Source organism: Testudinibacter sp. P80/BLE/0925 (assembly GCF_053570785.1).
The window spans coordinates 1,115,790-1,141,375 of record NZ_CM131636.1 but is presented as its reverse complement, the minus strand read 5'-3'; the positions used below and the strand labels follow the sequence as shown (position 1 = coordinate 1,141,375).

29 protein-coding genes are annotated in these 25,586 nt (G+C 46.1%); 19 read left to right on the top strand and 10 right to left on the bottom strand.

Annotated features, from left to right (window positions below):
- Window positions 1–64 precede the first annotated feature (64 nt).
- The gene (locus tag ACWA5Z_RS05460) at window positions 65–358 is read right to left on the bottom strand and encodes a cell division protein ZapA (RefSeq protein ID WP_431050540.1); all 294 of its coding nucleotides are present in this window, start codon (window positions 356–358) and stop codon (window positions 65–67) included.
- A 153-nt stretch (window positions 359–511) separates the two neighbouring features.
- On the opposite strand from ACWA5Z_RS05460, the gene ACWA5Z_RS05455 reads away from it, so the two are divergent.
- From ACWA5Z_RS05455 to ACWA5Z_RS05430, 6 genes are all read left to right on the top strand, one after another.
- Window positions 512–1,075, top strand: a complete 564-nt coding sequence (locus ACWA5Z_RS05455) for a UPF0149 family protein (RefSeq protein WP_431050538.1) — start codon at window positions 512–514, stop codon at window positions 1,073–1,075.
- A 15-nt stretch (window positions 1,076–1,090) separates the two neighbouring features.
- A complete protein-coding gene (gene pepP / locus ACWA5Z_RS05450; RefSeq protein WP_431050536.1) occupies window positions 1,091–2,425 on the top strand; it encodes a Xaa-Pro aminopeptidase in 1,335 nt (444 codons plus the stop codon).
- Window positions 2,426–2,442: 17 nt separating this feature from the next.
- On the top strand, window positions 2,443–3,654 hold the full coding sequence (ubiH, locus tag ACWA5Z_RS05445) for a 2-octaprenyl-6-methoxyphenyl hydroxylase (protein WP_431050533.1): 1,212 nt from the start codon (window positions 2,443–2,445) through the stop codon (window positions 3,652–3,654).
- A 55-nt stretch (window positions 3,655–3,709) separates the two neighbouring features.
- The gene (locus ACWA5Z_RS05440) at window positions 3,710–4,939 is read left to right on the top strand and encodes an FAD-dependent oxidoreductase (RefSeq protein ID WP_431050531.1); all 1,230 of its coding nucleotides are present in this window, start codon (window positions 3,710–3,712) and stop codon (window positions 4,937–4,939) included.
- An 89-nt stretch (window positions 4,940–5,028) separates the two neighbouring features.
- Window positions 5,029–5,193: a DUF4160 domain-containing protein gene (locus tag ACWA5Z_RS05435; protein ID WP_431054297.1), complete on the top strand. Its 165-nt coding sequence runs from the start codon at window positions 5,029–5,031 to the stop codon at window positions 5,191–5,193.
- Entirely contained in the window at window positions 5,177–5,425 is a 249-nt protein-coding gene (locus ACWA5Z_RS05430; RefSeq protein WP_431050529.1) for a DUF2442 domain-containing protein, read from the top strand. The genes ACWA5Z_RS05435 and ACWA5Z_RS05430 overlap by 17 nt, the downstream gene beginning before the upstream one ends.
- A gap of 81 nt (window positions 5,426–5,506) precedes the next feature.
- On the opposite strand, the gene ACWA5Z_RS05425 is transcribed toward ACWA5Z_RS05430, so the two are convergent.
- From ACWA5Z_RS05425 to asd, 4 genes are all read right to left on the bottom strand, one after another.
- Window positions 5,507–6,838 (bottom strand): anaerobic C4-dicarboxylate transporter, encoded by a 1,332-nt coding sequence (locus tag ACWA5Z_RS05425; protein ID WP_431050527.1) that lies wholly within the window; start codon window positions 6,836–6,838, stop codon window positions 5,507–5,509.
- 230 nt (window positions 6,839–7,068) lie between these two features.
- Complete coding sequence (locus tag ACWA5Z_RS05420) at window positions 7,069–8,478, bottom strand: lyase family protein (RefSeq protein ID WP_431050525.1); 1,410 nt, start codon at window positions 8,476–8,478, stop codon at window positions 7,069–7,071.
- 224 nt (window positions 8,479–8,702) lie between these two features.
- A complete protein-coding gene (locus tag ACWA5Z_RS05415; RefSeq protein WP_431050523.1) occupies window positions 8,703–9,335 on the bottom strand; it encodes an FKBP-type peptidyl-prolyl cis-trans isomerase in 633 nt (210 codons plus the stop codon).
- Between the two features lie 32 nt (window positions 9,336–9,367).
- Entirely contained in the window at window positions 9,368–10,282 is a 915-nt protein-coding gene (asd, locus tag ACWA5Z_RS05410) for an archaetidylserine decarboxylase (protein ID WP_431050521.1), read from the bottom strand.
- A gap of 185 nt (window positions 10,283–10,467) precedes the next feature.
- Between asd and yceD the strand changes: the two genes are divergently transcribed.
- The 12 genes from yceD to rplI all read left to right on the top strand — a co-directional run bounded on the left by yceD (window position 10,468) and on the right by rplI (window position 18,500).
- A complete protein-coding gene (yceD, locus tag ACWA5Z_RS05405) occupies window positions 10,468–10,989 on the top strand; it encodes a 23S rRNA accumulation protein YceD (RefSeq protein ID WP_431050519.1) in 522 nt (173 codons plus the stop codon).
- A 16-nt stretch (window positions 10,990–11,005) separates the two neighbouring features.
- Window positions 11,006–11,176: a 50S ribosomal protein L32 gene (gene rpmF / locus ACWA5Z_RS05400; protein WP_431050517.1), complete on the top strand. Its 171-nt coding sequence runs from the start codon at window positions 11,006–11,008 to the stop codon at window positions 11,174–11,176.
- A gap of 65 nt (window positions 11,177–11,241) precedes the next feature.
- Window positions 11,242–12,252 (top strand): phosphate acyltransferase PlsX, encoded by a 1,011-nt coding sequence (gene plsX, locus ACWA5Z_RS05395; RefSeq protein WP_431054296.1) that lies wholly within the window; start codon window positions 11,242–11,244, stop codon window positions 12,250–12,252.
- A gap of 48 nt (window positions 12,253–12,300) precedes the next feature.
- Window positions 12,301–13,251 carry a beta-ketoacyl-ACP synthase III gene (locus ACWA5Z_RS05390; RefSeq protein WP_431050515.1) on the top strand — a complete coding sequence of 317 codons (951 nt, stop codon included), beginning with the start codon at window positions 12,301–12,303 and terminating at the stop codon, window positions 13,249–13,251.
- 55 nt (window positions 13,252–13,306) lie between these two features.
- The gene (fabD, locus tag ACWA5Z_RS05385) at window positions 13,307–14,248 is read left to right on the top strand and encodes an ACP S-malonyltransferase (protein ID WP_431050513.1); all 942 of its coding nucleotides are present in this window, start codon (window positions 13,307–13,309) and stop codon (window positions 14,246–14,248) included.
- 26 nt (window positions 14,249–14,274) lie between these two features.
- Window positions 14,275–15,003, top strand: coding sequence for a 3-oxoacyl-ACP reductase FabG (gene fabG / locus ACWA5Z_RS05380; RefSeq protein WP_431050511.1), 729 nt, complete (start codon window positions 14,275–14,277; stop codon window positions 15,001–15,003).
- Window positions 15,004–15,293: 290 nt separating this feature from the next.
- A complete protein-coding gene (acpP, locus tag ACWA5Z_RS05375) occupies window positions 15,294–15,524 on the top strand; it encodes an acyl carrier protein (protein WP_034617387.1) in 231 nt (76 codons plus the stop codon).
- Between the two features lie 90 nt (window positions 15,525–15,614).
- Window positions 15,615–16,853, top strand: coding sequence for a beta-ketoacyl-ACP synthase II (gene fabF, locus ACWA5Z_RS05370; protein WP_431050509.1), 1,239 nt, complete (start codon window positions 15,615–15,617; stop codon window positions 16,851–16,853).
- Between the two features lie 248 nt (window positions 16,854–17,101).
- The gene (gene rpsF / locus ACWA5Z_RS05365; protein ID WP_034617382.1) at window positions 17,102–17,479 is read left to right on the top strand and encodes a 30S ribosomal protein S6; all 378 of its coding nucleotides are present in this window, start codon (window positions 17,102–17,104) and stop codon (window positions 17,477–17,479) included.
- Window positions 17,466–17,792 (top strand): primosomal replication protein N, encoded by a 327-nt coding sequence (priB, locus tag ACWA5Z_RS05360; RefSeq protein ID WP_431050506.1) that lies wholly within the window; start codon window positions 17,466–17,468, stop codon window positions 17,790–17,792. Before rpsF ends, priB begins: the two co-directional genes overlap by 14 nt.
- A gap of 12 nt (window positions 17,793–17,804) precedes the next feature.
- Window positions 17,805–18,032 carry a 30S ribosomal protein S18 gene (rpsR, locus tag ACWA5Z_RS05355; protein ID WP_005759927.1) on the top strand — a complete coding sequence of 76 codons (228 nt, stop codon included), beginning with the start codon at window positions 17,805–17,807 and terminating at the stop codon, window positions 18,030–18,032.
- 18 nt (window positions 18,033–18,050) lie between these two features.
- Window positions 18,051–18,500: a 50S ribosomal protein L9 gene (gene rplI, locus ACWA5Z_RS05350; RefSeq protein WP_431050504.1), complete on the top strand. Its 450-nt coding sequence runs from the start codon at window positions 18,051–18,053 to the stop codon at window positions 18,498–18,500.
- A 111-nt stretch (window positions 18,501–18,611) separates the two neighbouring features.
- Here rplI and ACWA5Z_RS05345 read toward each other — a convergent pair whose 3' ends face one another.
- The gene (locus tag ACWA5Z_RS05345) at window positions 18,612–19,043 is read right to left on the bottom strand and encodes a PACE efflux transporter (protein WP_431050502.1); all 432 of its coding nucleotides are present in this window, start codon (window positions 19,041–19,043) and stop codon (window positions 18,612–18,614) included.
- A 95-nt stretch (window positions 19,044–19,138) separates the two neighbouring features.
- Between ACWA5Z_RS05345 and ACWA5Z_RS05340 the strand changes: the two genes are divergently transcribed.
- Window positions 19,139–20,281 carry an NADH-dependent flavin oxidoreductase gene (locus ACWA5Z_RS05340; protein ID WP_431050500.1) on the top strand — a complete coding sequence of 381 codons (1,143 nt, stop codon included), beginning with the start codon at window positions 19,139–19,141 and terminating at the stop codon, window positions 20,279–20,281.
- Between the two features lie 52 nt (window positions 20,282–20,333).
- Here the strand turns inward: ACWA5Z_RS05340 and ACWA5Z_RS05335 are convergent, their stop codons facing one another.
- The 4 genes from ACWA5Z_RS05335 to ACWA5Z_RS05320 all read right to left on the bottom strand — a co-directional run bounded on the left by ACWA5Z_RS05335 (window position 20,334) and on the right by ACWA5Z_RS05320 (window position 25,530).
- Complete coding sequence (locus ACWA5Z_RS05335; RefSeq protein WP_431050498.1) at window positions 20,334–22,829, bottom strand: GIY-YIG nuclease family protein; 2,496 nt, start codon at window positions 22,827–22,829, stop codon at window positions 20,334–20,336.
- Between the two features lie 141 nt (window positions 22,830–22,970).
- Window positions 22,971–23,375 carry a hypothetical protein gene (locus ACWA5Z_RS05330; protein WP_431050496.1) on the bottom strand — a complete coding sequence of 135 codons (405 nt, stop codon included), beginning with the start codon at window positions 23,373–23,375 and terminating at the stop codon, window positions 22,971–22,973.
- Between the two features lie 15 nt (window positions 23,376–23,390).
- Window positions 23,391–24,902, bottom strand: coding sequence for an Eco57I restriction-modification methylase domain-containing protein (locus ACWA5Z_RS05325; protein ID WP_431050494.1), 1,512 nt, complete (start codon window positions 24,900–24,902; stop codon window positions 23,391–23,393).
- Window positions 24,883–25,530 carry a DNA methyltransferase gene (locus ACWA5Z_RS05320; RefSeq protein WP_431050492.1) on the bottom strand — a complete coding sequence of 216 codons (648 nt, stop codon included), beginning with the start codon at window positions 25,528–25,530 and terminating at the stop codon, window positions 24,883–24,885. The genes ACWA5Z_RS05325 and ACWA5Z_RS05320 overlap by 20 nt, the downstream gene beginning before the upstream one ends.
- Between the last annotated feature and the right edge of the window lie 56 nt (window positions 25,531–25,586).

Genomic DNA, 25,586 nt, shown 5'->3' with positions numbered 1-25,586 from the left:
GTGTTACAACGTGATAATGTGTCCGCCCGCACATTTTTGCGACTATTCGGCGAATATTTACCATCTACAAACGCGTTGTTGCCAATACATCGCTCAAAGAGGCGTCAAGTTGTTGAATCCGTGTAAGCAGACCGTCTTGTTGTACGCTTTTTTGTTTTTCCTGCTGTAATTCAAAAGTCAAATTCAGCGCCACAATCGACAGAATGCGGTCCAGTTGCAAAATACCGGTGCGTTCTTTTAATTCGCCGACCCGCTGTTCCAGCTGAACAGCCGCCGCCCGCAACGCCTCTTGTTGTTCTTCCGGACAATTTAATCGTAAAACCTGACCAAAAATATGGAGTTCGATATTTTTAGACATCTGCTGACCCCGTGATTCATCTATCGTCTATTTTCTAAAAAGTAACGATTATTATGCCACAGTCTGCGATTTTCACCATAGACAAAGATTGTTTTATTGGTCGTCATTAGCTTTGAATGCTAAAATAAAACGTAAATTAACGGGGAAACAATTATGACAACCACAAGCTTAACCTATCAACAACTCGACCAATTATTGCAATCATACCAAATCGGCATGAATGCCGCCGAATTACACGGCTTCCTCAGCGGCATATCCTGTGGCGGATTGCAAGACGACAGCTGGAAAACCTTGGTATATCAATTCACCAACAACGGAAATGCCTATCCCACCGCCTTATTACACAAAGTCGAAGCCTTGCGGGATGAGATCAGCGCCCAACTCGGCGAAGAAAACAGTTTTTCATTTGAGCTTCTGTTAGATGAAAGCGATCTATTCCGTCATGCCGATTCATTGTCCGAATGGGTCAGCCATTTCTTATTGGGCACCGCACTGGCACAACCGCACTTGGATCAACTGGACGAAGAGATCGTTGAAGCCCTACACGATCTGAATGATATTGCCAATCTCGGCTATGATGAAAAGGATCTGCCGGAAGAATTAGACAGTGCCCTGACCGAAATCAGCGAATATGTGCGTGCGGTCGCGCTCTTTTTCTATACGGAATTTACCCATCAAAAAACAGCAATCGAAAAACAATCCCCGACATTACACTAAAAGTGCGGTAACAATATGGACTTAACTTATCTAGCCGAACTGCCGCCGAGCGAATTTTTGCAACGCCGTCAACGTTTAGTGGCGCAATTGCCTGACAACAGCGCCTTGCTTGTGTTTGCGGCACAGGAAAAACAGCGTAACGCCGATAGCCATTATCCGTTCCGCCAAGACAGTTATTTTTGGTATCTGACCGGTTTCAACGAGCCGGATTCGGTGCTGTTATTACGCAAACAAAACGGCAAAAGCGAAAGTGCGGTTTTCCTGCGCCCGTCTGATCCGTTGCTGGAAACCTGGAACGGACGGCGTTTGGGCGTGGAACGTGCGCCGACCGCACTTAATGTCGATTCTGCTTATTCGATTGAAAGCTTACAAACGGAACTGCCTAAATTACTCAACGGACTAACCGCACTTTATCACGCCGACGATCTGCAACCTTGGGGCGATGACGCGGTGAAACACAGCCTGCGTTATGCGCGCGAACATCAACGCCAAGGCTTGCGCGCACCGCTCCAACAGATTGACTGGCGACCGTTGCTCGACGAAATGCGCCTGTTTAAATCGGAACACGAAGTGGCGTTATTGCAGCAAGCCGGGCAAATTTCCGCTTTGGCACACCTGCGCGCGCTGCAACAACTGCGTCCGAATCGCTACGAATACGAATTGGAAAGCGAAATCCTACACGAGTTTAACCGTCACGGCGCACGTTTTGCTTCCTATAACAGTATTATCGCCGGTGGCGAAAACGCCTGTATTTTGCACTACACCGAAAACAATCAACTGCTGCAAGACGGCGATTTGGTGCTGATCGATGCCGGTTGTGAATTTGCGCTGTATGCCGGCGATATTACCCGCACTTTTCCGGTCAACGGGCAATTCAGCCCGGCGCAACGGGCGGTGTATGAGATTGTGCTACAGGCGCAAAAACGCGCGCTTGAGCTGTTAGTGCCGGGAGCAAGCATTTATGCGGTCAATCAAGAAGTGCTGAAAATCAAAGTCGCCGGCTTGGCCAACCTGGGCATTTTGCACGGCGAAGTCGAGGAATTAATCGAACAAAAAGCCTACCTGCCGTTTTATATGCACGGTTTGGGGCATTGGCTCGGTTTGGACGTGCATGATGTCGGTGATTACGGCGAAAACCGCAACCGCACCTTAGAGGCCGGCATGGTTTTGACCGTCGAACCGGGGCTGTATTTAAGCCGCAACAGCCAGATTCCGGCGCAATATCAAGGTATCGGCGTGCGGATTGAAGATAATATTCTAATCACCGAATACGGCAACAAAGTGCTGACCAGTGCCGTGCCGAAAGAGATCGATGAAATCGAAATTTTAATGCAAAAAGAGACGCAATAAAAATAGGGGAAATCGCAATGCAAGCACAACAGTATGATGTGGTGATCGTCGGCGGCGCAATGAGCGGCTGTTGTCTTGCCTTGGCGTTGGCGCAAGGCTTGCCTGAATTACGCCTTGCGATTATCGAAAAAAATCCGCCGCAAGCCGCCAATCGACATCAACAAAAGTGCGGTTTTGACGCGCGCAGTATCGCGCTGTCCCATGGCAGTTGCCAAACACTGCAACAAATCCGTGTTGATACGAATACGAGTCTATGGCAAAACATCGCCCCGTTGGCGGAAGATATCCGGCAAATTCATATCTCCGATTGCGGACATGCCGGTTTGGTCGATCTGTCGGCGCAAGAACTCAATCTCAGCCGTTTAGGCGCGGTGGTTGAACTGTCGGCAGTCGGCGCAGTGTTGTTAAAAGCAATCGCACAACAAGCGAATATCGACTATCTCGCCCCCTGCACCGTGACGCAGATTGAACGTTCGACAGAAAAAGTCAACTTACGTTTAAGCAATCACCAACACCTTGAAACCCCACTTTTAATCGCCGCCGACGGCACACAGTCGGCAGTTGCCAAACAGTGCGGTATTCAGTATCAGATCTTAAACGACTATCAGCAAAGTGCGGTCATCGCCAATGTCAAAAGCACGCAAGCCCATCACGGACGTGCCTTTGAGCGCTTCACCGCACAAGGACCGCTCGCCCTGTTACCGCTGAAAAACGATCGGCTATCGCTGGTATGGTGCCTCAAACAGGCGGATGATGTAATGGTATTGGATGATCAGGCATTTCTGCAACGCCTGCAACGGCAATTCGGCTGGCGCTTGGGGCGGTTTGAACAAGTCGGCAAACGCGTGGCGTATCCATTGGCGTTACAGCAAGCCGAGCGTGCAATTCATCACCGTTTGGCAGTAATCGGCAATGCGGCGCAAACCTTGCACCCGATTGCCGGACAGGGCTTTAATTTGGGCTTGCGTGATGTGGCGGATCTCGCCAAGGTGCTGATTGAAGCGGCACGGCAAGGGCAGGATTTGGGCGAAAGTGCGGTTTTGCAAAGGTATCGGCAACGGCGACAAGCGGATCAGCATAACATCATCAATTTGACCGACGGCTTAGTCAATACCTTCGCCAATGACTTGCTGCCAATGCAAATCGGGCGTAATTTGGGTTTATTGGGCTTGTCGCACAGCCTCGCTCTGCGACAACAATTTATTAAACCGACATTGGGTTGGGTGTAGTTTATATTTCAAGCACAACCGCTTAGGTTACAAAACACGGAGCGATAGACCTTATATGAAAAGTACGGATATTATCATTATCGGCGGCGGCATGGTCGGCTTGGCGGTTGCGGCGGCACTCGCCGACAGTCCGTGTCACATCACGCTTGTGGAAGCCCATCCGCCGACGGAACAATCGATTGGCGAAATCGGCAATCGGGTCAGCGCACTCACCCTCTCCACGCAGAAAATGTTGCAACAATTCGGGGTATGGCAAGCGTTAAAGCAAGGGCGCAGTTGTGCTTATCAACACATGGAAGTATGGGAAAAAGACAGCTTTGCCAAAATCGGTTTCGATTGCCGTTCGCTCGGCTTGGATCAACTGGGCTATATCGTCGAAAACAGCCTGATTCGTTATCAACTTTGGCAAAAAGTCGCACAGCAAGCCAATGTGGAAATCATCAGCGCCAAACCGAAAAGTGCGGTTTGTCATGCGCAATGTGCGGTGCTGACCCTCGATGACGGCGCATTGCTGATGGCGAAACTGTTGGTCGGTGCGGACGGTGCGAATTCTTGGCTGCGGCAACAAGCGGATATTCCGCTGAATTTCCGTGATTACGGACACCACGCGTTGGTCTGCAATGTGGAAACCGCCGAACCGCACTTGCACACTGCGCGCCAAATTTTCAGCGCTGACAGCATTTTGGCATTTTTACCGTTACAGCAACCGCACTTGTGTTCGATTGTCTGGTCACAACCGCCTGAGCTGGCGGCACAGCACCTGAAGATGGACGACGAGGCATTTAATAAAGCGCTTAACATTGCCTTTGATAACCGCTTAGGCTTGTGCCGCGTGGTCGGCAAACGCCAAACCATTCCGCTCACCGCCCGCTATGCGCGCGACTTTGTCAAACAGCGGATTGCCTTGGTCGGCGATGCCGCCCATACCATTCACCCCCTCGCCGGTCTCGGAGTGAATCTCGGTTTTATGGACGCGATGGCATTGGCGCAAGAAATTGAAAAAAATCTGCTACACGGCATGGACATCGGCGAACTGCGCCACTTGCGCCACTATGAACGCTGGCGCAAAAGCGAAGCGGTCAAAATGCTCGCCGCCATGCAGGGCTTTAAATCGCTGTTTAACGACCCTAATCCGCTGAAGAAACTGGTGCGCGGTATCGGCATGAATCTGACCGACCACCTGCCGCTGATCAAAGATCGCCTAATGGCGCAAGCGTTAGGCTTAGAAGGCGATCTGCCGCAAAAAATCAAACAAATGCCGAATGATGTGTTGATTTTTAGTTGAAGGAATATTGAATGCCTGTCATATTACGCTTTAAAGGATATAAATTTTTCTTTTATTCTAATGAGGGAAATCCAAGATAACCTGCACATATTCATGTCAGAAATGCTGAATCGGAGGCTAAGTTTTGGTTAGAGCCACAAATATCATTGGCTCAAAATGACGGATTTAGCGCAAAAGAACTCAAAGAATTATCCCAATGTATTCATGAAAATTCACTTATATTACTGGAGGCATGGAATGGCTATTTCGGCTAAAAATATCAAATTTGACGATGACACTATGTGGGTTGAATTGAGTGATGCCAGAACAATTGGCGTGCCTTTAGTCTGGTTTCCTAAATTACTGAATGCGGATAAATCGGAACTCAAAAACTACGAACTCAGTAAACGCGGCATTCACTGGGAACAACTTGATGAAGATATTTCAGTTGAAGGACTGCTTGCCGGATGTGGGGATTTAACCCATAACTACCACCACGTTGCTTAAATCAATTTTTCAATCTCCAAAAAATGCGGTTTTCCTATCAAGAAAACCGCACTTTGTATTCGATTCGAACGGAATTTAACGTTAGATAATCGCGTAAGCCAAGGTGTAACCGACAAAACAAGCTGTTACCACCCCGATAATCCCCGGAATCATAAAGCTGTGGTTGAAGTAGTATTTGCCGATTTTGGTGGTGCCGGTTACGTCGAAGTTCACGGTGGCGATGTCTGACGGATAATTCGGGATAAAGAAGTAGCCGTAGGTTGCCGGTAATAAACCGATAAGCAACGGTGCCGGCAAGCCGATGGCAAGACCGACCGGCAACATCATACGTCCGGTTGCCGCTTGGCTGTTGATCACCACCGAAACCGCAAACAACGCGAAAGCAAAGGTCCACGGATAGGCTTCCACCATTTCGGTCACGCCGGCTTTAAATGACGGCATTGCATATTGGAAGTACGTATCGCTCATCCACGCAATCCCGAAGATGGCTATCATCGCCACCATGCCGGATTTAAACACCACCCCGTTCGGCACGGTTTGCGGATTGGTTTTGGTTGAGATCAGGATAATACCGCCGAACGCCAACATCATCATCTGAATGATAATCCCCATGGAAATCGCTTTTTTACCTTCGCCGATGGTTCTGACTTCAGGGAAGATCGCCACTACCACAATAATTGCCAATGCCAAGATAAACAGTAAAACGGCGTTACGGGCAGAACTTGGCAACACTTCGTTTAACGTGGTGCTGGTGGTATTGGCAATGCGATCGCTCCACACCGGATCTTTTAAACGGCGTTGATATTCCGGATCGTCTTTCAACTCTTTACCGCGACGCAAGCTGTACAATGACATCATGATCACCCCGGCTAAGGTTGCCGGAATAGTCACGGCGACAATGCTCAATAAAGTCACGTGTTCATAACCCGGTAATTCGACGATTTGGGTCAAATAGTAAACCACCGCCGCAGAAATCGGGCTGCCGGTAATCCCTAATTGAGAAGCGACCGAAGCTGCCGCCATCGGGCGTTCCGGACGAATGCCGTTTTTCAGCGAAACGTCACCGATAATCGGCATAATGGTGTACACCGCGTGTCCGGTTCCCAACATCAAGGTCATGATGTAAGTCACCAGCGGTCCCAAGAATGTCACCATTTTCGGATTACGGCGCAAGATTTTTTCCGCGATTTGCAGCATATATTTTAAACCGCCCGCCGCTTCCAAAATCGCAGCGCAGGTGACCACTGCAATAATGATCAGCATAACGTCAATCGGGGGCGAAGACGGCGGCATACGCAGCACAAACACTTCGATCAACAAACCAATCCCGGAAACCACCCCTAAACCAACCCCGCCGAAGCGGCTACCGATATAGAGCATGATTAAGAGAAATAAAAACTCCAAATACAGCATATATTTTCCTTTGTAAAAAAATGAATAATCGGAGAATATGATACGAAATCCCGATTCGCAAACAAGTGTAAAAGAGTGAAGTTTTGATTTAGCTCACTATTTTTAAGTAGAAGATACATCTTGATTGCAGAATATCTCCATTCTAATAACATTTGGCTAACGAGCACAGAAAAAAACGGAAAACATTGCTGTTTTCCGTTTTAAAAATACATGCCGAAGTTATCAGAACATCATTGTCGAATAAGGTCTTCAAACATTTCCGTTAAACGTTCATCAGCCTTCTGAAGATTTTGTTGAATACGGTACAACCAAGCTTCATGCGCTTGTAAATTCGCCGTTACCTTCTTAGAAATTCGCTGAACTTCTGATGGATTTGTGCCGCCCAATGTCAAATAACTCTCGATCATATTTGCCGGATCCAAGTGTTTAAAAAACGCCTCTTTCGAAAGTGGGAATTCCATTTTTTCTTTCGCCATCTCCAACATAACATCGTCAAAAATAGCGACCGCCGCGTCAAACGGCAACTGTTTAGGCGCTAATTGGTGCTGTCTGCCGTATTTCGTCAATCTCGAAGCAAATTCATGTGCGATTTTAAAGGGTATTCCGGCTTGACGTTGGAGGGAATTGGCAAGCTCTGTGGTTGTCGAATAATCCGCATTCACTTGCGCTAAAGCAGCCTCTTTATCCACCGTTAAGCCGTCTAAAATGGCATTAACGTCTTTTAACATTAAGCAAGCCCGCTCTAATGTTTCCGAGATTTCCGCATTTTTATAATCTGTTAAGCCCGAATTCACATTATGTGAAGAGATACAGGAGCGAAATGCGTCCCCTGTCACTTGACTCGCCAGCAACCGCACTTTATCTAATGACGAAGGATTGCGTTTTTGCGGCATTAATGTACTCGGGCTGTTCAGCGATTCGGTTTCCAGTAGCAACCATGGGCGAGTATGGTGGAATTGAATATGGAGATCCTGAATGAACGTGCCGATTGATAACGCAACCAAGGAGGAAATATAAGCCGCTTCGACCCCGACATCAATCAGTGATAGTTGTGCGGCATCAAACGCATTTTCAACATAACCTTCAAAGCCTAAAAAATCAGCGAGTGAAGCCCGATTAATCGGAAAACTCGATGTTGCCAATGCCGCCGCACCTAGCGGACATTTATTCAATCGTACAAAATAGCTACAGAGTCTATCTGTCGAACGCGCAAGCGTTGCCTCATAACCTAAAAACAGATGCCCTAAGGTTACCGGCTGCGCCTGTACACCATAAGTATAAGACGGCACAATAGTATCCGCGTTATTATCCGCTATTTTCACCAAGCGCTTTCTGGTTTCTAAAGATAAATAATAGAGGTAAAGGAATCGATCGCGTACTAATAAGCGGTGAATTGTCGCGAGCATATCTTGCCAGCTTCGCCCGACATGAATCATCGAGCCTTCCAACCCGGTTAATTCGAATAACATCGGTTGAATTTCATGATAATCATTCGGACGCCGAGAACTGTTCGATAAGCGTTGAATTGCGGAAGCAACCTTTTGCGCAACCTCTTTCGTTATGATTCCTTCCTGCAAGGTCATTAACACAGACGCTTTTTCAATCTGATTAATCCAGTAAAAAGTATCATGGTTAAACATGGTTAACACTCCTTTTTCTGCTTATAAGTGATAGATGAAATGGAACATGCCATTATTCGGAATAACGATTTTTCAGCCAAGCTAAAATCATAATATGCTTTTCCCAAAGGAAAGGAAAGGAAAATATGCTTTAAATATCACCCAATCGCTGTATTTATAGCTATTTTTCCAGCAAAAATAAAAAACGGAGCAATCAAGCTCCGTTCTTTATAAAATGAAAATAATTATAGAATATCCAACAATTCCACTTCAAAGATCAAGGTACTGAACGGTGGAATCGAAGCGCCTGCGCCGCGTTCGCCGTAAGCCAAGTGCTGAGGAATGGTTAAGCGCCATTTCGAACCGATCGGCATCATAGATAAAGCTTCAACCCAGCCGCTGATCACACCGCTGACCGGGAATTCCGCCGGTTGTCCGCGTTGCACCGAGCTGTCAAACACCGTGCCGTCAATCAGGCTGCCGGTGTAATGCACCCGCACTTTGTCTTGGCGGCTTGGCACTGCGCCGTTGCCTTCGACCAACACTTCATATTGCAAGCCGCTTTCGGTTTCTTTCACGCCCGCCATTTTTTTATTTTCGGCTAAGAATTCATTACCAGCCTGTTCGATTTCTTTGAATTGCGCCCGTTGTAATTCTTCCGCTTGCTGTTGCATTTGTTGTAACGCCGCACTCACCGCTTGCAGATCAACCGCCGGTGCATTTTGTTGCAGCGCGTCGTAAATGCCTTTGGCAACCGCTTCGACACTGATATGTAAACCGCTTTGCAACAGTTGTTGTCCCATTTGTAAACCGATACCGTAGCTGCCTTGTTGTTCGGTGCTGTCCAGTTGTACCGCTGCAAAAAATTGTTCGCTCATTGTGTTGTTTTCCTTTTGTTAGTCAAAGTAGTTTAAATTACAGCTTGCGTGGTCTGCGACGGCGTAGCCACAGACATCGCGGCGCCCATTTGTACCGCACTTCCGGCTTGTAATTCGGTTAAAAAATCCAGTTTGTCCGCTTGGAACAGGTTAATCACGGTCGAACCCAAACGGAATGCGCCCATTTCCTCGCCTTTTTTCAACCGAACCGCACTTTGCCCTTCGCTTGGATATTCCCAGCTTTGGATTTTGCCTGCGCGCGGCGGATTGATAATCCCGGCCCACAGCGTGCTGATACTGGCGGTGATGGTTGCGCCGACCAAAATCTGCACCATCGCCCCGAACGGGGTATCAAAATAGCAGATCACGCGCTCGTTGCGCGCAAACAGGTTCGGAATATGCCGCGCCAAAAACGGATTGACCGAAAACAGATCGCCCGGCACGTACACCATTTTGCGCAACACACCGTCACACGGCATATGCACGCGGTGATAATCACGCGGTGACAAATAAGTGGTGATGAATTTGCCGTTTTCAAATAACGGCACTAATGTTTCGTCCTGCGCCAACAAATCGGTTAAGCTGAAAAAATGCCCTTTGGCTTGGAATAATTGCCCGTTGACGATCTCGCCCAATTCGCTGATTCGCCCGTCCGCCGGCAAGCAAACCGCACTTGGGTTGCCGTCAATCGGGCGCGCGTCGGCTTTTAAGCGGCGGATAAAAAATTCGTTAAACGAAGCATATTGCTTCGGCTCGGATTTTTCCGCTTCCTGTAAGTTAATCTTATACTTGGCACTAAACGCCTTGATCGCCAAGTGGGTCACGCTCCCCCACTGTTTTTCGGCAAACCAGCCCGCCAAACGGGTCAGGGCAAATTGCGGCACTAAATATTGAAATGCCACTTTCAAATGTTGCCAATAGCGGTTTTGTGAAACTTGAGTTGTCATAAATTAAACCCTTTTATAATGACATCATGAATAAGCGAAGCAGTATAGCAAGTTTGCGCACGAAGCTAAAGTTAAGTGCGTTAATCAAAATTCAGCAAGTGCGGTCCGAAGGCTGAAAAAAACTTGGCAAAAAATGCATAATTCCTTTTGACTATTTTGGTCTGTACAGTTAATATGCGCACCCTATGCAAAAGGTTAAACTTCCCCTGACTGTCGATCCGGTCAAAGACGCTCAACGTCGGTTGGACTATGTAGGTTACTACGCACCAAACCAGTTAGAACGCTTGCAGGCTTCGGTAAGTCGTGTGCTGAATAATGCACAAGTTAGATTGTCGTTCTCAGTTGATCCGCAACGATTGGTGGTGATGAAAGGTCACGCAACGGTTGAGGTGGAGTTGATTTGTCAACGTTGCGATAAACCTTTTACGATGACATTGGACAGTGAATTTTGCTACAGTCCGGTGTCTAATATGGATCAAGCAGAGCTGTTACCTGAAATTTATGAGCCGATTGAATTTAATGAATTCGGCGAAATCGATTTACGCGACGTAGTGGAAGATGAATTAATGCTTTCCTTGCCGCTGGTGGCAATGCACGATCCTGAACACTGTGAAGTGTCCGTGGCTGAACAGGTCTTTGGCGAATTGCCTGCGGAAGCAGAAAAACCAAACCCGTTCGCTGTATTAGCTAATTTAAAGCGAAAATAATTTAGGAGTATGGCCAATGGCTGTTCAACAAAATAAAAAATCTCGTTCACGTCGTGATATGCGTCGTTCTCACGATGCGTTGACTACCGCTGCAGTTTCTGTTGATAAAGAAACCGGTAAAACCCATTTGCGTCACCATGTAACCGCCGACGGTTACTACCGTGGCCGTAAAGTGATCAATAAGTAATTTCAGATTACTGTTGTCTCCTTTGAGGTAAGCAATTGAATCGTCTAACCCTGGCGTTAGATGTAATGGGCGGGGACTTTGGTCCCCGTATTACTATCCCGGCAAGCCTGCAAGCGTTGGAACATGATCCAATGCTCGATATTCTGCTGTTCGGCGACAGCCAGCTTATTTCCCCTTATCTTGCGAATATTCCCCAGTCTCTGCGCCAACGCATTCGCGTACATCATTGCGATCGCGTGATTAAAAACGAGCAAGGGCTTTCCCATGCACTACGCCATAGCAAAGGCAGCTCAATGCGCCTTGCGATTGAAGCGGTGCGTGACAAACAAGCGCAAGCCTGCGTTAGCGGCGGCGATACCGCGGTATTAATGGGATTGGCAAAAGTGTTATTGCAACCGCTTGCCGGCATTCAGCGCCCGGCACTGGTTTCGAACATTCCGACGATCGACGGCAAGCAAAGTATTATGTTGGATTTGGGTGCCAATATCGATTGCTCGGCTGAAACCTTAATGCAATTCGCACAAATGGGCGCGATTTTCGCCGAAAACAGTTTTAATCTGGTTTATCCGCGCGTTGCATTGTTGAATATCGGCATTGAAGAGTTGAAAGGGCTAAGACATATCCGCGACGCCGCCGATTTGATTCAACGGCAAACCCAACTGAATTATATCGGCTATATCGAAGGCAACCATCTATTGAACGGCTATGCCGATGTAATTGTTTGCGATGGTTTTGCCGGCAATATTGCGTTAAAAACCTTAGAAGGCACGGCAAAAAATCTGTTTGCCTTAATCAAAAACGGCGGCAATACCCGCCCGTCGTGGGCAAAGACCGCACTTAAAAAGTTATTGTTGCCGTGCAGTAAATATCTGCTGAAAAAATATTTCAAGCAGTTCAGCCAGTTTAATCCGGATAAATATAACGGCGCCTCCCTGCTGGGCTTAACCTCGGTCGTGGTCAAAAGCCACGGCAGCGCCAATCAAGCTGCGTTTTTATATGCCATTCAGCAGGCGGCATGGCAAGTGCGCTCGGAGATTCCGGCAAAAATCGCCGCCGGGTTAAATCGCACGCTTTAATTGGTTTAAACGAAAAGAACAATAATATTCACACATCATGAGATGATTATGTTTAGTAAAATTCTAGCTACCGGCAGTTATTTACCGGCAAAAATCAGAACCAATGCCGATTTAGAAAAAATGGTGGATACCTCCGACGAGTGGATCACCACCCGTTCCGGCATTAAAGAACGCCGTATTGCCAGCGAAGAAGAAAGCGTGGCTACCATGGGATTTGCCGCGGCACAACAATGTTTTGCCGCCGCACGGCTCGACCCGAACGAAATTGATTTGGTTTTAGTCGCGACCACCAGCAGCTCGCACGCTTACCCCAGTGCGGCTTGTCAAATTCAGGGGCTGCTGAATATCGACGATGCAATCGCATTTGATGTGGCGGCAGCCTGTAGCGGCTTTATTTACGCATTAAGCGTCGCCGATCAATTTATCCGCAGCGGCAAGGTGAAAAAAGCGTTGGTGATCGGTTCGGATGTTAATTCACGCAACCTCGACGAACAGGACCGCAGCACCGTGATTTTATTCGGCGACGGTGCCGGCGCGGTGATTTTAGAGGCAAGCGAACAGCAAGGCATTATTTCCACCCATTTGCATTCCAGTGCGGACAAAGGCGATATGCTGATTCTGCCGAAAGCAGAGCGCGGCACGCAACAATCCGGCTTTATCCAAATGCAAGGCAATGAAACCTTTAAACTGGCGGTGCGAGAATTGTCAAATGTGGTGGAAGAAACCTTACAAGCCAATAACTTAGATAAAAAAGCGATTGATTGGTTGGTTCCGCACCAAGCCAATTTACGCATTATCGCGGCGACGGCAAAAAAATTAGACATGGATCTGTCGCAAGTAGTGATCACTTTGGATCGCTACGGCAATACCAGTGCCGCCACCATTCCGGTCGCATTGGACGAAGCGGTGCGCGACGGACGGATTCAGCGCGGACAGTTATTGTTATTAGAAGCCTTTGGCGGCGGTTGGACTTGGGGATCGGCGTTGGTCCGTTTTTAACCAAACCGCACTTTGGCTTAACTTTCAATTAGGTAGTAAAAGCAGGTAGAAACAAATGAAAAAATTTGCAATGGTTTTTCCCGGACAAGGCTCGCAAGCCATCGGCATGTTAGCCGATTTAGCGGCTCAATTCCCGGTAGTAGAAGAAACCTTTAAACAAGCTTCCGCAGCGCTCGGTTATGATTTATGGCAGTTAGTGCAACAGGGCGAAGCAGAAGAACTGAACCAAACCTGGCGCACCCAACCGGCGCTATTAGCGGCGTCAGTGGCGATTTACCGCACTTGGCAACAACAATACCCCGAACTGACACCGCAAGTGATGGCCGGACACAGTTTAGGCGAGTTTTCCGCCTTAGTTTGCGCCGGCGTATTGGATTTCCAAGAAGCGATTAAACTGGTCGAACTGCGCGGCCGCTTAATGCAAAAAGCCGTTCCGGCGGGCACCGGGGCGATGTATGCGATTATCGGCTTAGATAACCAGCCGATCATTGACGCTTGCGCCCAAGCCGCACAAGGCGAAGTCGTTTCCGCCGTCAATTTCAATTCGCCGGGACAAGTGGTCATTGCCGGTAACAAAGACGCGGTAGAACGTGCAGCGGCGTTGTGCAAAGAAGCCGGTGCCAAACGGGCATTGCCGTTAGCGGTGAGCGTGCCGTCCCATTGCGCCTTGATGAAACCTGCCGCCGATCAACTGGCGGTGGCGTTGGAATCCGTTACCTTTAAACAACCGACCGTTGCGGTGATTAATAACGTTGATGTCAAACAAGAAAAAGGCGCGGACGAAATCCGCAATGCGTTAGTGCGCCAGCTATATAATCCGGTACGCTGGACCGAAAGCGTGGAAAAAATGGCGGCTGCCGGCGTTCAAATTCTGCTTGAAATCGGACCGAATAAAGTCTTAACCGGCTTAACCAAACGTATTAACAAAGAGTTGGACGCACACGCCGTCAATGACACCGCGTCGTTAAGTGCGGTTGCAGCACTGATTCAAGATTAATCTGACTATTCAAAAAAGGAGAACCTATGCAAGGTAAAATCGCATTAGTAACCGGTGCCAGCCGCGGCATCGGCAAAGCCATCGCAGAAGAATTGGCCGCCAAAGGCGCAACCGTGATCGGCACCGCCACCAGCGAAGCCGGGGCACAAGCCATTTCTGCTTATTTGGGCGAAAACGGCAAGGGATTGGTGCTGAATGTCGCCGACACCGCCTCAATCGATCAAACCTTGGCGCAAATCAAAGCCGAATTCGGCGAGATTGATATTTTGGTCAATAATGCCGGCATTACCCGTGACAACCTGTTAATGCGCATGAAAGAAGAAGAATGGAACGATATTATCGATACCAACCTGACCTCCATTTTCCACCTGTCAAAAGCCATGCTGCGCAGCATGATGAAAAAACGCTACGGGCGTATCATCAATATCGGCTCGGTGGTCGGCTCTTCCGGCAATCCGGGACAAACCAACTACTGTGCGGCTAAGGCCGGTGTAATCGGTTTCTCCAAAGCCTTGGCGCAAGAAGTCGCCTCGCGCGGTATCACCGTCAATGTGGTGGCGCCGGGCTTTATTGCCACCGATATGACCCATGCGCTCACCGAAGAACAAAAACAGAGTATTTTAGTCAATGTGCCTGCCGGCAAACTGGGCGAAGCGAAAGATATTGCCAAAGCGGTGGCTTTCCTTGCTTCGGAAGATGCGGGTTATGTGACCGGCACCACATTGCATGTTAACGGCGGACTTTACATGAACTGATCCGATTGGCGTGCGTCTATTTCATTTTGCGCTGTAGCAAAATCGGACAAATGAAGATAAATGCATGACAACGCCTCTCGGTTAATGGTAAAATCTGCGACGGTATACAATCTTGGTTATAGACTTTCCCAAGAAACAAGAATATAGCCAAATTTTGTCATAGTATGTGTTGCCTTAAGCAAAGCCTTGTTGATGGATCAACATCTGTTACGGTTATTGCCGTCGTTTAAACAATACATACCTTATTCACCTCTCGCTGTGGCGAAATTTAAAACATAGGAAATTTAAAAATGAGTATTGAAGAACGCGTAAAAAAAATCATTGTTGAACAATTAGGCGTTAAAGAAGACGAAGTAAAATCCGAAGCTTCATTCGTTGAAGATTTGGGTGCTGACTCTTTAGATACAGTTGAACTGGTAATGGCTTTGGAAGAAGAATTCGACATCGAAATTCCTGACGAAGAAGCTGAAAAAATCACAACTGTTCAGTCTGCAATTGATTACGTTCAAAATAATCAATAATCTTCTGGATTTAGGCGGTTCTCAGACCGCCTAAATTTTGTCAGTCAGTTATACAAATTCTATTTTCAACCTCCCACTCGGAGCATATTCATGTCAAAACGTCGCGTCGTTGTAACAGGCTTAGGAATGTTATCACCGCTTGGTAATGATGTTAATTCAACCTGGCAAAACTTGTTGGCAGGCAAGAGCGGAATCAATCTGATCGAAAATTTCGATACATCAAACCACACCACCAAATTTGCCGGTCAAGTCAAAAACTTCAACAGCGAAGAATATATCTCGCGCAAAGATACCAAAAAAATGGATTTGTTTATCCAATACGGTATCGCTGCCGGTATGCAAGCCATTCAAGATTCCGGCTTGGAAGTTACCGAACAAAATGCCCAACGTATCGGGGTGGCTATCGGCTCCGGTATCGGCGGGCTGGGTTTAATCGAAGAGAACCATACTGCTCTGATTGCGGGCGGTCCGCGTAAAGTCAGCCCGTTCTTTGTGCCGTCCACCATTGTTAATATGATTGCCGGACACCTATCAATCAATTATAAATTACACGGTCCGAATATCACCATCGCCACCGCTTGCACCACCGGGGTGCACAATATCGGTCATGCGGCACGTATTATTGCTTACGGCGATGCCGATGTGATGATCGCCGGCGGTGCGGAAAAAGCCAGCACTTCGTTAGGTATTGCCGGTTTCGGCGCGGCGCGCGCATTATCCACCCGCAACGATAATCCGCAAGCGGCAAGCCGCCCTTGGGACGTGGATCGCGACGGTTTTGTGCTGGGCGACGGTGCGGGGGTGATGGTGTTGGAAGAATACGAACACGCCAAAGCCCGCGGGGCGAAAATCTATGCGGAACTGGTCGGTTTCGGCATGAGCGGCGACGGCTATCATATGACTTCGCCGCCGGAAGACGGCGCAGGTGCCGCCTTGGCGATGAGCAATGCGGTGCGTGACGCACAAATCGAACCGCAACAAGTGGGCTATGTCAATGCACACGGCACGTCAACCCCGGCAGGCGATGTTGCCGAAGCGACGGCGATCAGCAGCGTATTTGCGGCAAACAAAGACCGCATTTTGGTCAGCTCCACCAAGTCGATGACCGGGCACTTATTGGGTGCGGCCGGTGCGGTGGAAGCGATTTTCACCGTATTAGCCCTGCGCGATCAAATCGTGCCGCCTACCATCAACTTAGACAATCAAGATCCGAATGTCACCTTGGATCTCGTGCCGAATACCGCGCGCAAAGCCGAATTGGACTATGCGTTATGTAATTCCTTCGGTTTCGGCGGCACCAACGGCTCGCTGATTTTCAAAAAAATCTAATTGCCTGAGCCGAATCAACTCTAAAGTGCGGTTTCCCAACCGCACTTTTGCTTTCTTATGCCGAGATTTTTTGGATACTTCCCTTCCGCATAAGCCGCTTAAAAATAATCCAAATAATCCTTGTACCGCACTTCGAATCCCGCTATAATTTTGCGCCTTACAGTCACATTCCATTTTCGTTCCTTGCTTCCGCAGATTGGTGACTGGTCTATCGTCGGAGGCTGATTAACCCGTAAGGAGCAGCAGTAATGCGTCACTACGAAATCGTTTTTATGGTTCATCCGGACCAAAGCGAACAAGTACCAGGCATGATCGAGCGCTACACCGGTTCTGTTAAAGAAGCAGGTGGTCAGATTCATCGCCTAGAAGATTGGGGCCGTCGTCAATTGGCTTACCCAATCAACAAACTACATAAAGCACACTATGTGCTAATGAATGTAGAAGCACCGCAAGAAGTAATCGACGAGCTAGAAACTACTTTCCGTTACAACGACGCCGTTCTGCGTAACGCAATTATGCGCACTAAGCACGCCGTAACAGAAGCGTCCCCAATGGTGAAAGCGAAAGACGAACGTCGCGCTTCCGCTGAAGTTGAAAACAACGATTATGAGGATGCTGAAGAGTAATTTAACGATTGAAAATCGTCTCTCGCTGACAGGAAATGTGATTTCCCACCCGAGACGAAGCAAAAGCCCGAGTGGCATTGAGCACTGCCGGTTTATGTTGGAACACCGTTCGCAACAAACCGAAGTCGGCTTAGCCCGACAAGCATGGTGCGCTATCGCAGTATCACTCAGTGGCGATCAATTAATTAAACAAACTCAAAGCATTACGGTCGGCAGCAACCTTTTTGTGGCAGGTTTTATCACCACCCACAAAAGTGCTAACGGACTCAATCAGTTAGTGTTGCACGCCGAGCATATCGAATTTATAGATTAGGAGACTAGCCCCATGGCACGTTATTTCCGTCGTCGTAAGTTCTGCCGTTTTACAGCGGAAAACGTAGTTGAAATCGATTACAAAGATATCGCCACGTTAAAGAACTACATTACAGAGAGCGGCAAAATTGTTCCAAGCCGTATTACCGGTACTCGTGCGAAGTACCAACGTCAATTGGCACGCGCAATCAAACGCGCCCGCTACTTAGCGTTGTTACCGTACACTGACAACCATCAGTAATTAAGAGAGGATACGGTAATGCAAATTATTCTTTTAGATAAAATTGTTCACTTGGGTAACGTTGGTGACCAAGTGAATGTTAAAGCCGGTTTCGCACGTAACTTCTTAATCCCGCAAGGGAAAGCGGTTATGGCAACCAAAGCGAACATCGAACTTTTCGAAGCACGTCGTGCTGAATTGGAAGAAAAAGTCGCCAAAGAATTGGTTGCGGCTTTAGATCGCGCAGAGCGTCTGGAAGCCCTCGGTTCTGTGACCATCACTTCTAAAGCCGGTGACGAAGGCCGCCTGTTCGGTTCTATCACCACGCGCGATGTAGCAGACGCGGTTACTGCGGCTGGCGTTAAAATTGAAAAAAGCGAAGTGCGTTTGTCAGAAGGTCCATTGCGTACCACTGGCGAACACGAAGTTCGTTTCCAATTACACGGTGAAGTATTCGCTTCATTAAATGTGATTGTTGTTGCTGAATAATTCGGTTTATTCTAAGACAAAGCCTAAAAACCCGATCTTGCATCGGGTTTTTTGTTGCTTGCTATTGATACAAACCGCACTTTGCATAATCAAAAGTGCGGTATGGCTTGCTTAAACTGCTGTTGCGACTATGCGTTTTTTCACTAACAGCGCACGAATATGGTCATAGCTCCAGTTATAAATAATGGTATAAATCAGAATAAAAATCGTCAGCCCCAAATCCATAATAAAGGCTTGATAAAAACTGATTTGCAGTAAATACGCCACCAGCGGAATGGTACACAGCAATAAACCGCCTTCAAATAAAATGGCATGCAGCAACCGCACTTTGGCGCTGCGTAACACTTTTTCACCGGTAAATACCCGGTCAAAGCCCCAGTTAAACACAAAATTCCACACCATTGCCATCAAAGAAATCGCAATAACCGTGCTCGACAGCGCGCCGACCTGATGTTGGGTAAACAGCAATAACAGCCCGACCGAAAACAGCACCGCAAACACTTCGAATAAGACGGCATGAAAAAGACGTTCGATAAAAGACATTTTTCTTCCTTGATTGTAAATTAAGATTGAAATTGTTCAATCTGACCTTATTTCATTGTAACAATGAACATATCATTAATTCAAAAGGTATTCAAATGAACCCGAAATACGCCCCTCTTTTTCAACCTTACACCCTGAATAACGGCGTGGAAATCAAAAATCGTCTGACCGTTGCGCCAATGACCCACTACGCCGCCAATCCTGACGGCAGCGCCAGTGCAGAAGAACTCGCCTTTTTACAAGATCGCGCGCAAGATTTCGGACTGTTTATCACCGCCGCCACCCTCGTTTCGGCAGAAGGCAAAGCCTTTCCCGGACAGCCGCATGCCATCTCCAACTCCGATTTAGCCAGTTTAAAAACCGTGGCACAGACCATTCAAACACAGGGCGCGAAAGCGATTTTGCAAATTCATCACGGTGGTCAATTAACAATCAAAGATCTGATTGGCACGGCGGATGTGGTTGCGCCGTCGGCAAATCCGGAACGCCAAGCCCGTGCGTTGAGCGAACAGGAAATCGAAGCCTTAATCCGCGCGTTTGCCAATGCTGCCGATCTTGCGATTCAAGCCGGTTTTGACGGAGTGGAAATTCACGGTGCGAATAACTATTTGATCCAACAATTTTTCTCGGCGGCAACCAACCGTCGCCAAGATCAATGGGGCGGCTCGTTAGCAAACCGTTTGCGTTTCCCGCTGGCAGTGGTCGACGCGGTGAATGCGGTCAAAGTGCGGTCTGGACGCAATGATTTTATCGTCGGCTACCGCTTCTCGCCGGAAGAACCGGGCGAAAACGGCTTAACCATGCAAGACACCTTTGCACTCATTGACGCATTGTTAGAAAAACCGCTGCAATATCTGCACGTTTCGCTGTGGGATTTCTACAAAAAAGCCCGCCGCGGCGCAGACAGCACCTTGACGCGTATGCAGTTGCTGCACCAGCACATCAACGGCAGAATGCCGTTGATCGGCGTCGGTTGCCTGTTCAGCGCCGACCAAATCCTCGCCGCCTACCAAACCGGCTGGGCGGAATTTATCGCCGTCGGCAAAGCGGTGATGATGAACCCGGATTTGGCAACCCTGATCGCCACCGGACGCGAAGCGGAAATTATCACTGAGATCGATCCGAATAAAGCCGATCACTACCGCATTCCAAGCAATTTATGGGCGCAGAATATGCAGCATTTAGCCTATTTGCCGCCGGTCAAAGGCAATCCGGAATGGAAGTCGGTGGATATTTAAGTCATAATAATCATTAGTCATAGAGGATCGCTTAAGATCTTCTATGACTCCGTTATAACTGCCGCTGATACTCATGCAAACTAATCGTAGTATCATACAAACCGATTCGTTCACTACTGTGTTTTTCAATGCCGGCATAGCTCAAACTGGAATCTTCATAGCGTTTAAATTTATACACCGCATCATTCATCATGCCGCTGTTAAAGAGATTTAAACTGACCAATAAATTGAAATCTTTTTGAGTTAAGCCGGTCACTTTGTGAAATAATTCAGGTTCAAGTTGAGTGATAACATCACGCAAAGTATATTCACGATAATCGGTTAAATACATAAAAATCGGAATGCGAGTGGCAAATTTAATCAATTTTTCTTGTACTTGCTTGCGTAAACTGCGTTCTTGTTTCTCATCATCGTTTAATTGTTTTTTCTCTTCTTTGCTGAGATCACGCTCATTGGCGTCTTGCTTGGTCTTTTTCACACTGTCGGATTTATTGATAATGGTTTCAATATCTTGATTAAGCGAACGGAAACCTTCAATGCTCATTAGTGCTGCCATGGCTTCTTCATTTGCCCAGAGTTTTTTTAGCGTATCGTTATCCACATTCACCAATAATGCACTTTCCCAACGCCGAGCAAGCAAAGTTGCCGTTGTGCCGCTCATCGCCATATCTAAAATTCCAGCGGCATCAATCGGACGCATTGAACTACCATCATAAGCCAGTACAGGCAAGAACTGGATAAATTCCGCCACTTTCTTCTCAGGGTTCTTATCATCTGTATTTAAACGCACACAATAATCTGCTAATTGGCGTAAAGCTCGGTCAGGGGCAAAATCAAAGACATAGCAATCTTCTTTAACGATACATTCATTATTCGGATCGTTCGGGTTATGCCCACGTAACACCCACGGGGTTTGCACACGGAAAGCCGCTTGGAAATAGGTTTCAGGCGAAGTGAGATTACGCAACATAAAAATCCCTGTCCACGGGGCGACCGATACGCCTGTGGTTAATTTCCCGCACGACAGGGTAATGGATTTCGATTTCAACGGTTTACGCATTGCGGTTTTCACCGGAATTAACGCTTCTGCTCCCATGCCAGCTTCGGGACCGGCTGCGACAATAATGTCGTAATCCTGATAGAACGTATTTTGCCGTTGTTGCAATAAATTTCGCATTGCATAACAAGCCGAAACACTGGGTAAAAACCAAAAGGTATGCAATAAATTCGCCAATAAGCGACTATCGCCAAACGGCATTGGCGGTTTTTCAGCACCGAGTTTGAGGTTATCAATGGTGGTGGAACGCAGCTGTCCACGAATCAAATCCAACCATTTCTGCACTTCGTTTTCGTATTTGAATTTCGCTGTATCGTCCAATCCTGTTGCGGCAAAAAATTGGTTCAAGTCGAATTCATTAAATTCCCCTTTCAAGGCAACTTCTCTAATATCATCAGGTAGTTGATAAGTCATCATAATCATTCGAGGCAAGGCTAAATAAGGATTATTTTCCCCTTGCCAAGTGTTTTTTTCACGCTGTTCATCGGAATATGTCCAGTTGTAAATTTGATCTTCAATAAATTCACCCGAATTAATTGCCCGAAATGGTGTTCCTGATAAATACAAATAATGATCGGTGGTAATCGGCAAAATATCTTCATCAAAATAGTCGGGCATATCCATTTCCATTTCGGAGGCTTCCGCTTGCCATTGTTTTTGTGAACTCTGTTCTTCAGGCTCAAATAAACCTTTGGATTTATCACGCCACGCACCGTAGTGATATTCGTCAAAAATAATGCAATCCCAGTTGATGGTATGCACCCACTCATTTTTGAGCTTAATCCCTCCTGCTTTATTTTTGCCGAGAAAATCTTGGAAAGAACCAAAGCAAATTTGTGGAAAATCCGCTCCTGCTTGCCATTCATCTTGGTTGGTGACAAATTTCCACCCAACAAAATCAAGATGATTTTGCACATCTTCTTGCCACGCATTTTGCACCGCAGGTTTAAAGGTTAGCACTAATACCCGTTTCCAGCCCATCTGTTTAGCTAATTGATAAGCGGCAAACGTTTTACCAAAACGCATTTTAGCATTCCATAAGAAGTGCGGTGTTTTTCCAAGATTATTTTTATCTTTTTGAAATTGTTTGAAATAATTTACCGTTTTTGCTACCGCACTTTGCTGCTCCGGTCGCATGGCGAAGTCAAAAATACGCTGTTCACGATTAGCAGTGCCTGTTTTAATTTCTAGCAACGCTGCTTTAATTTGCTCAAGCGAACATTCAAACCATTCGCCTTCAAGTGGTCGAATACCTTGCTTTTTTAGCAAATTGTGCACATCAAAATCTTTGAACATTGAACCATCATTGCGGATAGCAATTTCATCTAATTCAATTTTCCAGCTTTGGCTTGGCAGTCTAACAGGGTATTGCTCTTGCACACGCTCAAGCACGTTGCGTTCCGTGTAGCCAATTTTTAGGCAATTGGGATAACGGCTGTCGGAATAGGCATAAATTTTGGGGGTGCGAAGTGGGATTAGTAAATTACTCATTGAGGGATCCGTTAAATATAAGGGGATATGTAGGGGCAGATTGTATCCGCCCCTACAAAAGAAATTAAAAATATCTTTAAAATTCAAGTGATTAAGCTTTAAAGTTTAGGAAAAATCAGATTATTCCCACCCTTTATAGAATTAATCTTTTTCTATTTTTTCTTGGATTTTTCTAATTTCATCTTCATCCAAAACACAGCCCGTGTCAGGATCTATTATTGGCTCATATTCATAATTACATTCTGAGTTTGTGCAAATATTACCAAACATGGAATGCTCTCCACATTCTTCGCAGTCTTCAAAAAAATCTTCTACACCTTGCCGTATATCAGAATGACTTATTCCAAAAGCTTGATAAAAATCCAATTCTTTTTCACAATGATGGCATTTAGTTCTTAATTTTGGATAAATACCTGATATGTATTCAATTAAATCTGAACCACAAAATTCACACATTTTTGAAAGAGATTTATCTATTGCAATATTTTCAAAGCTCAATTCACATTGCGTTTTGATAGCCTGATAAAGATCATCTTTTGAAATCATAATAAACTCCTTAAATTACTCCATGGGTCTAACCATACTTTCAATATAGTTAATTTCAGTTTGGGTTAATTGATATTTCTCATAAAGTTCTTGATCTGTCCACGGTTTTGAGAAGTCTTGGACTGGGACAAGTTCGTAGGTCTGGCGAGTTGTGTGCTGTGTATTCTTTTTTAAGGTCAGCATAAAATGGAAAAAACGGGTATTGATGTAACTCATTACATTTTCGCAAACTTCTTTGTTTTCAAAAGGTCCGAACACTAAATAGGTTTCCGTACAAGCTGAACCTTTTTCAGCATAGATTGGTTTAACCCAGTCAGTTTTGCTATCACCCGAACCAACCGCATAAGGAGCAATAACTTTATGTTCATCAATCCATTGACGATTAATAGGAATATCTGTGATTTTAATATACCCAACACCTTTATTTTGATACAATTTCACATTATAAAATTCATCTTTATAAGGCTCATTTCTGCCTTTAAAATTGGTTGGTAATCCAAATGGTTTTCTTGAACTAATACGTTTATTAAAACTGGGTTCATTATATTTTGCAATTTTTCGTAAAATTTTTACCGCTTGGTTATAACGGATAAATATATCTAATTGTTCTTCTTTTAAGGGGCGTGTCATGCTAGAAATAATATTATCCCCTTCGTGCGTCACCACAAAGCAATCTTCATTTGCTTGATTTTTCCATAGGAAATAGCAAACACCGCCTTTAATATCAACGCCAGAAAAGCAATCCGATGAATTAGGAAAATCATGTAATTCAATTAGTTGGCGATCTGCCAGCATCGCATCTCTAAATTTATCCAGCCCTTTACCACCAGTGTACCAACGTGCAGGAATAATCATTACAATATGATTGGGATTTAATTTTTTAGCTTGCTCTACAAATTTTTGGTAAATAGGCATTGCACTTGCAGAGAAGCCACCATCACTCAACTGATACGGCGGATTGCCGATAATGACATCAAATTTCATAGGAAGATTTTTATTTATTTCGTGAATAGGTAAATGAATAAAAGAATAAGCGTGGCTTTCTAAATTTTTGCCACGATCATACACAGCTTGACTTGCCCCACAGTGTTCACACTTGCCATCTACCCAAGTATGTTGCAATGGCTGATAGAAAATATTGCCTTGTTCATCAGAAAACACATCGCAAATCGCATATTCACCGTTCGCTTCACGGCTACAATAAAGGCTACGGCGAGCAAGTAACGCTGTCAGTTCCGTTAAACCCAGCCCGAAAATCTGCTTGGTAAAAATATGGTTAATGCGTTGCTGTAAATCAGGTATTTTCGGTTCTAAACCTTTCAGCAATCGCTTGGTAATTTCACGCAGAAAAACACCCGATTTAGTAGCAGGATCAAGAAAAGTGCGGTGCGGATCGGAAAAATAGTCTTGCGGCAATAGATCCAACATCGCATTTGCCACTTCCGGCGGCGTAAACACTTCATCGTTCGACAAATTCGCCAAACAAGAGAGCACATCAGGATTATGGTTAATGGACAGGTTTTGCATGTTTAATATCCAGAAAATAGCAACTAAAATATTCTTGAATTGAACGATACGGCTCACCATTGGCACTTTGTGCTTTGCCTTGTTGTTCTATCAATTCCTGATAAATCCAGTCATGCCGTTTTAACGACCATTTACGTGGAAATGACACTTTCGACCATTCCGAAAAATGCAGAAATTCATCATGCTCTGCATTTTTCATAGTTAAAGCATTACCGTGCAAAATATTGAGCGATAAAATAAATTCCGCCACTTCAAGCACTTCAATCTGGGTTTGCTCTGCAAACAGGCGTTCATATTGCTGTTGAAAATAATTTAGCAAGCGTTTACGACAGGCGATGACGTTATCTTGCAGTAGCTCAATGCCATACAAACAAGCCAAGGCAAATACCGCATTAAATTCGTATTCACGTTGCGAGCTATGGTAGATTTTCTCTACTACTGCCAATTTACGAGCCAAAATCTCAATCAAAAAGTTACCATCGCCACAAGCTGGCTCTAAATAACGTGAATCATCACGTTTTTCTGTGTCATCTTTCATCAAGTCCAACATCGCTTTGACTTCTTGTCGCCGAGTAAAGACTTCGCCGTGATCGGCTACTCGTTTTTTGGATTTGATTTGTTGAATCATGTTTTTATAACTTTTCCAGCAACTTTTAATGAAACTAATCTTAATAGTTACATAAC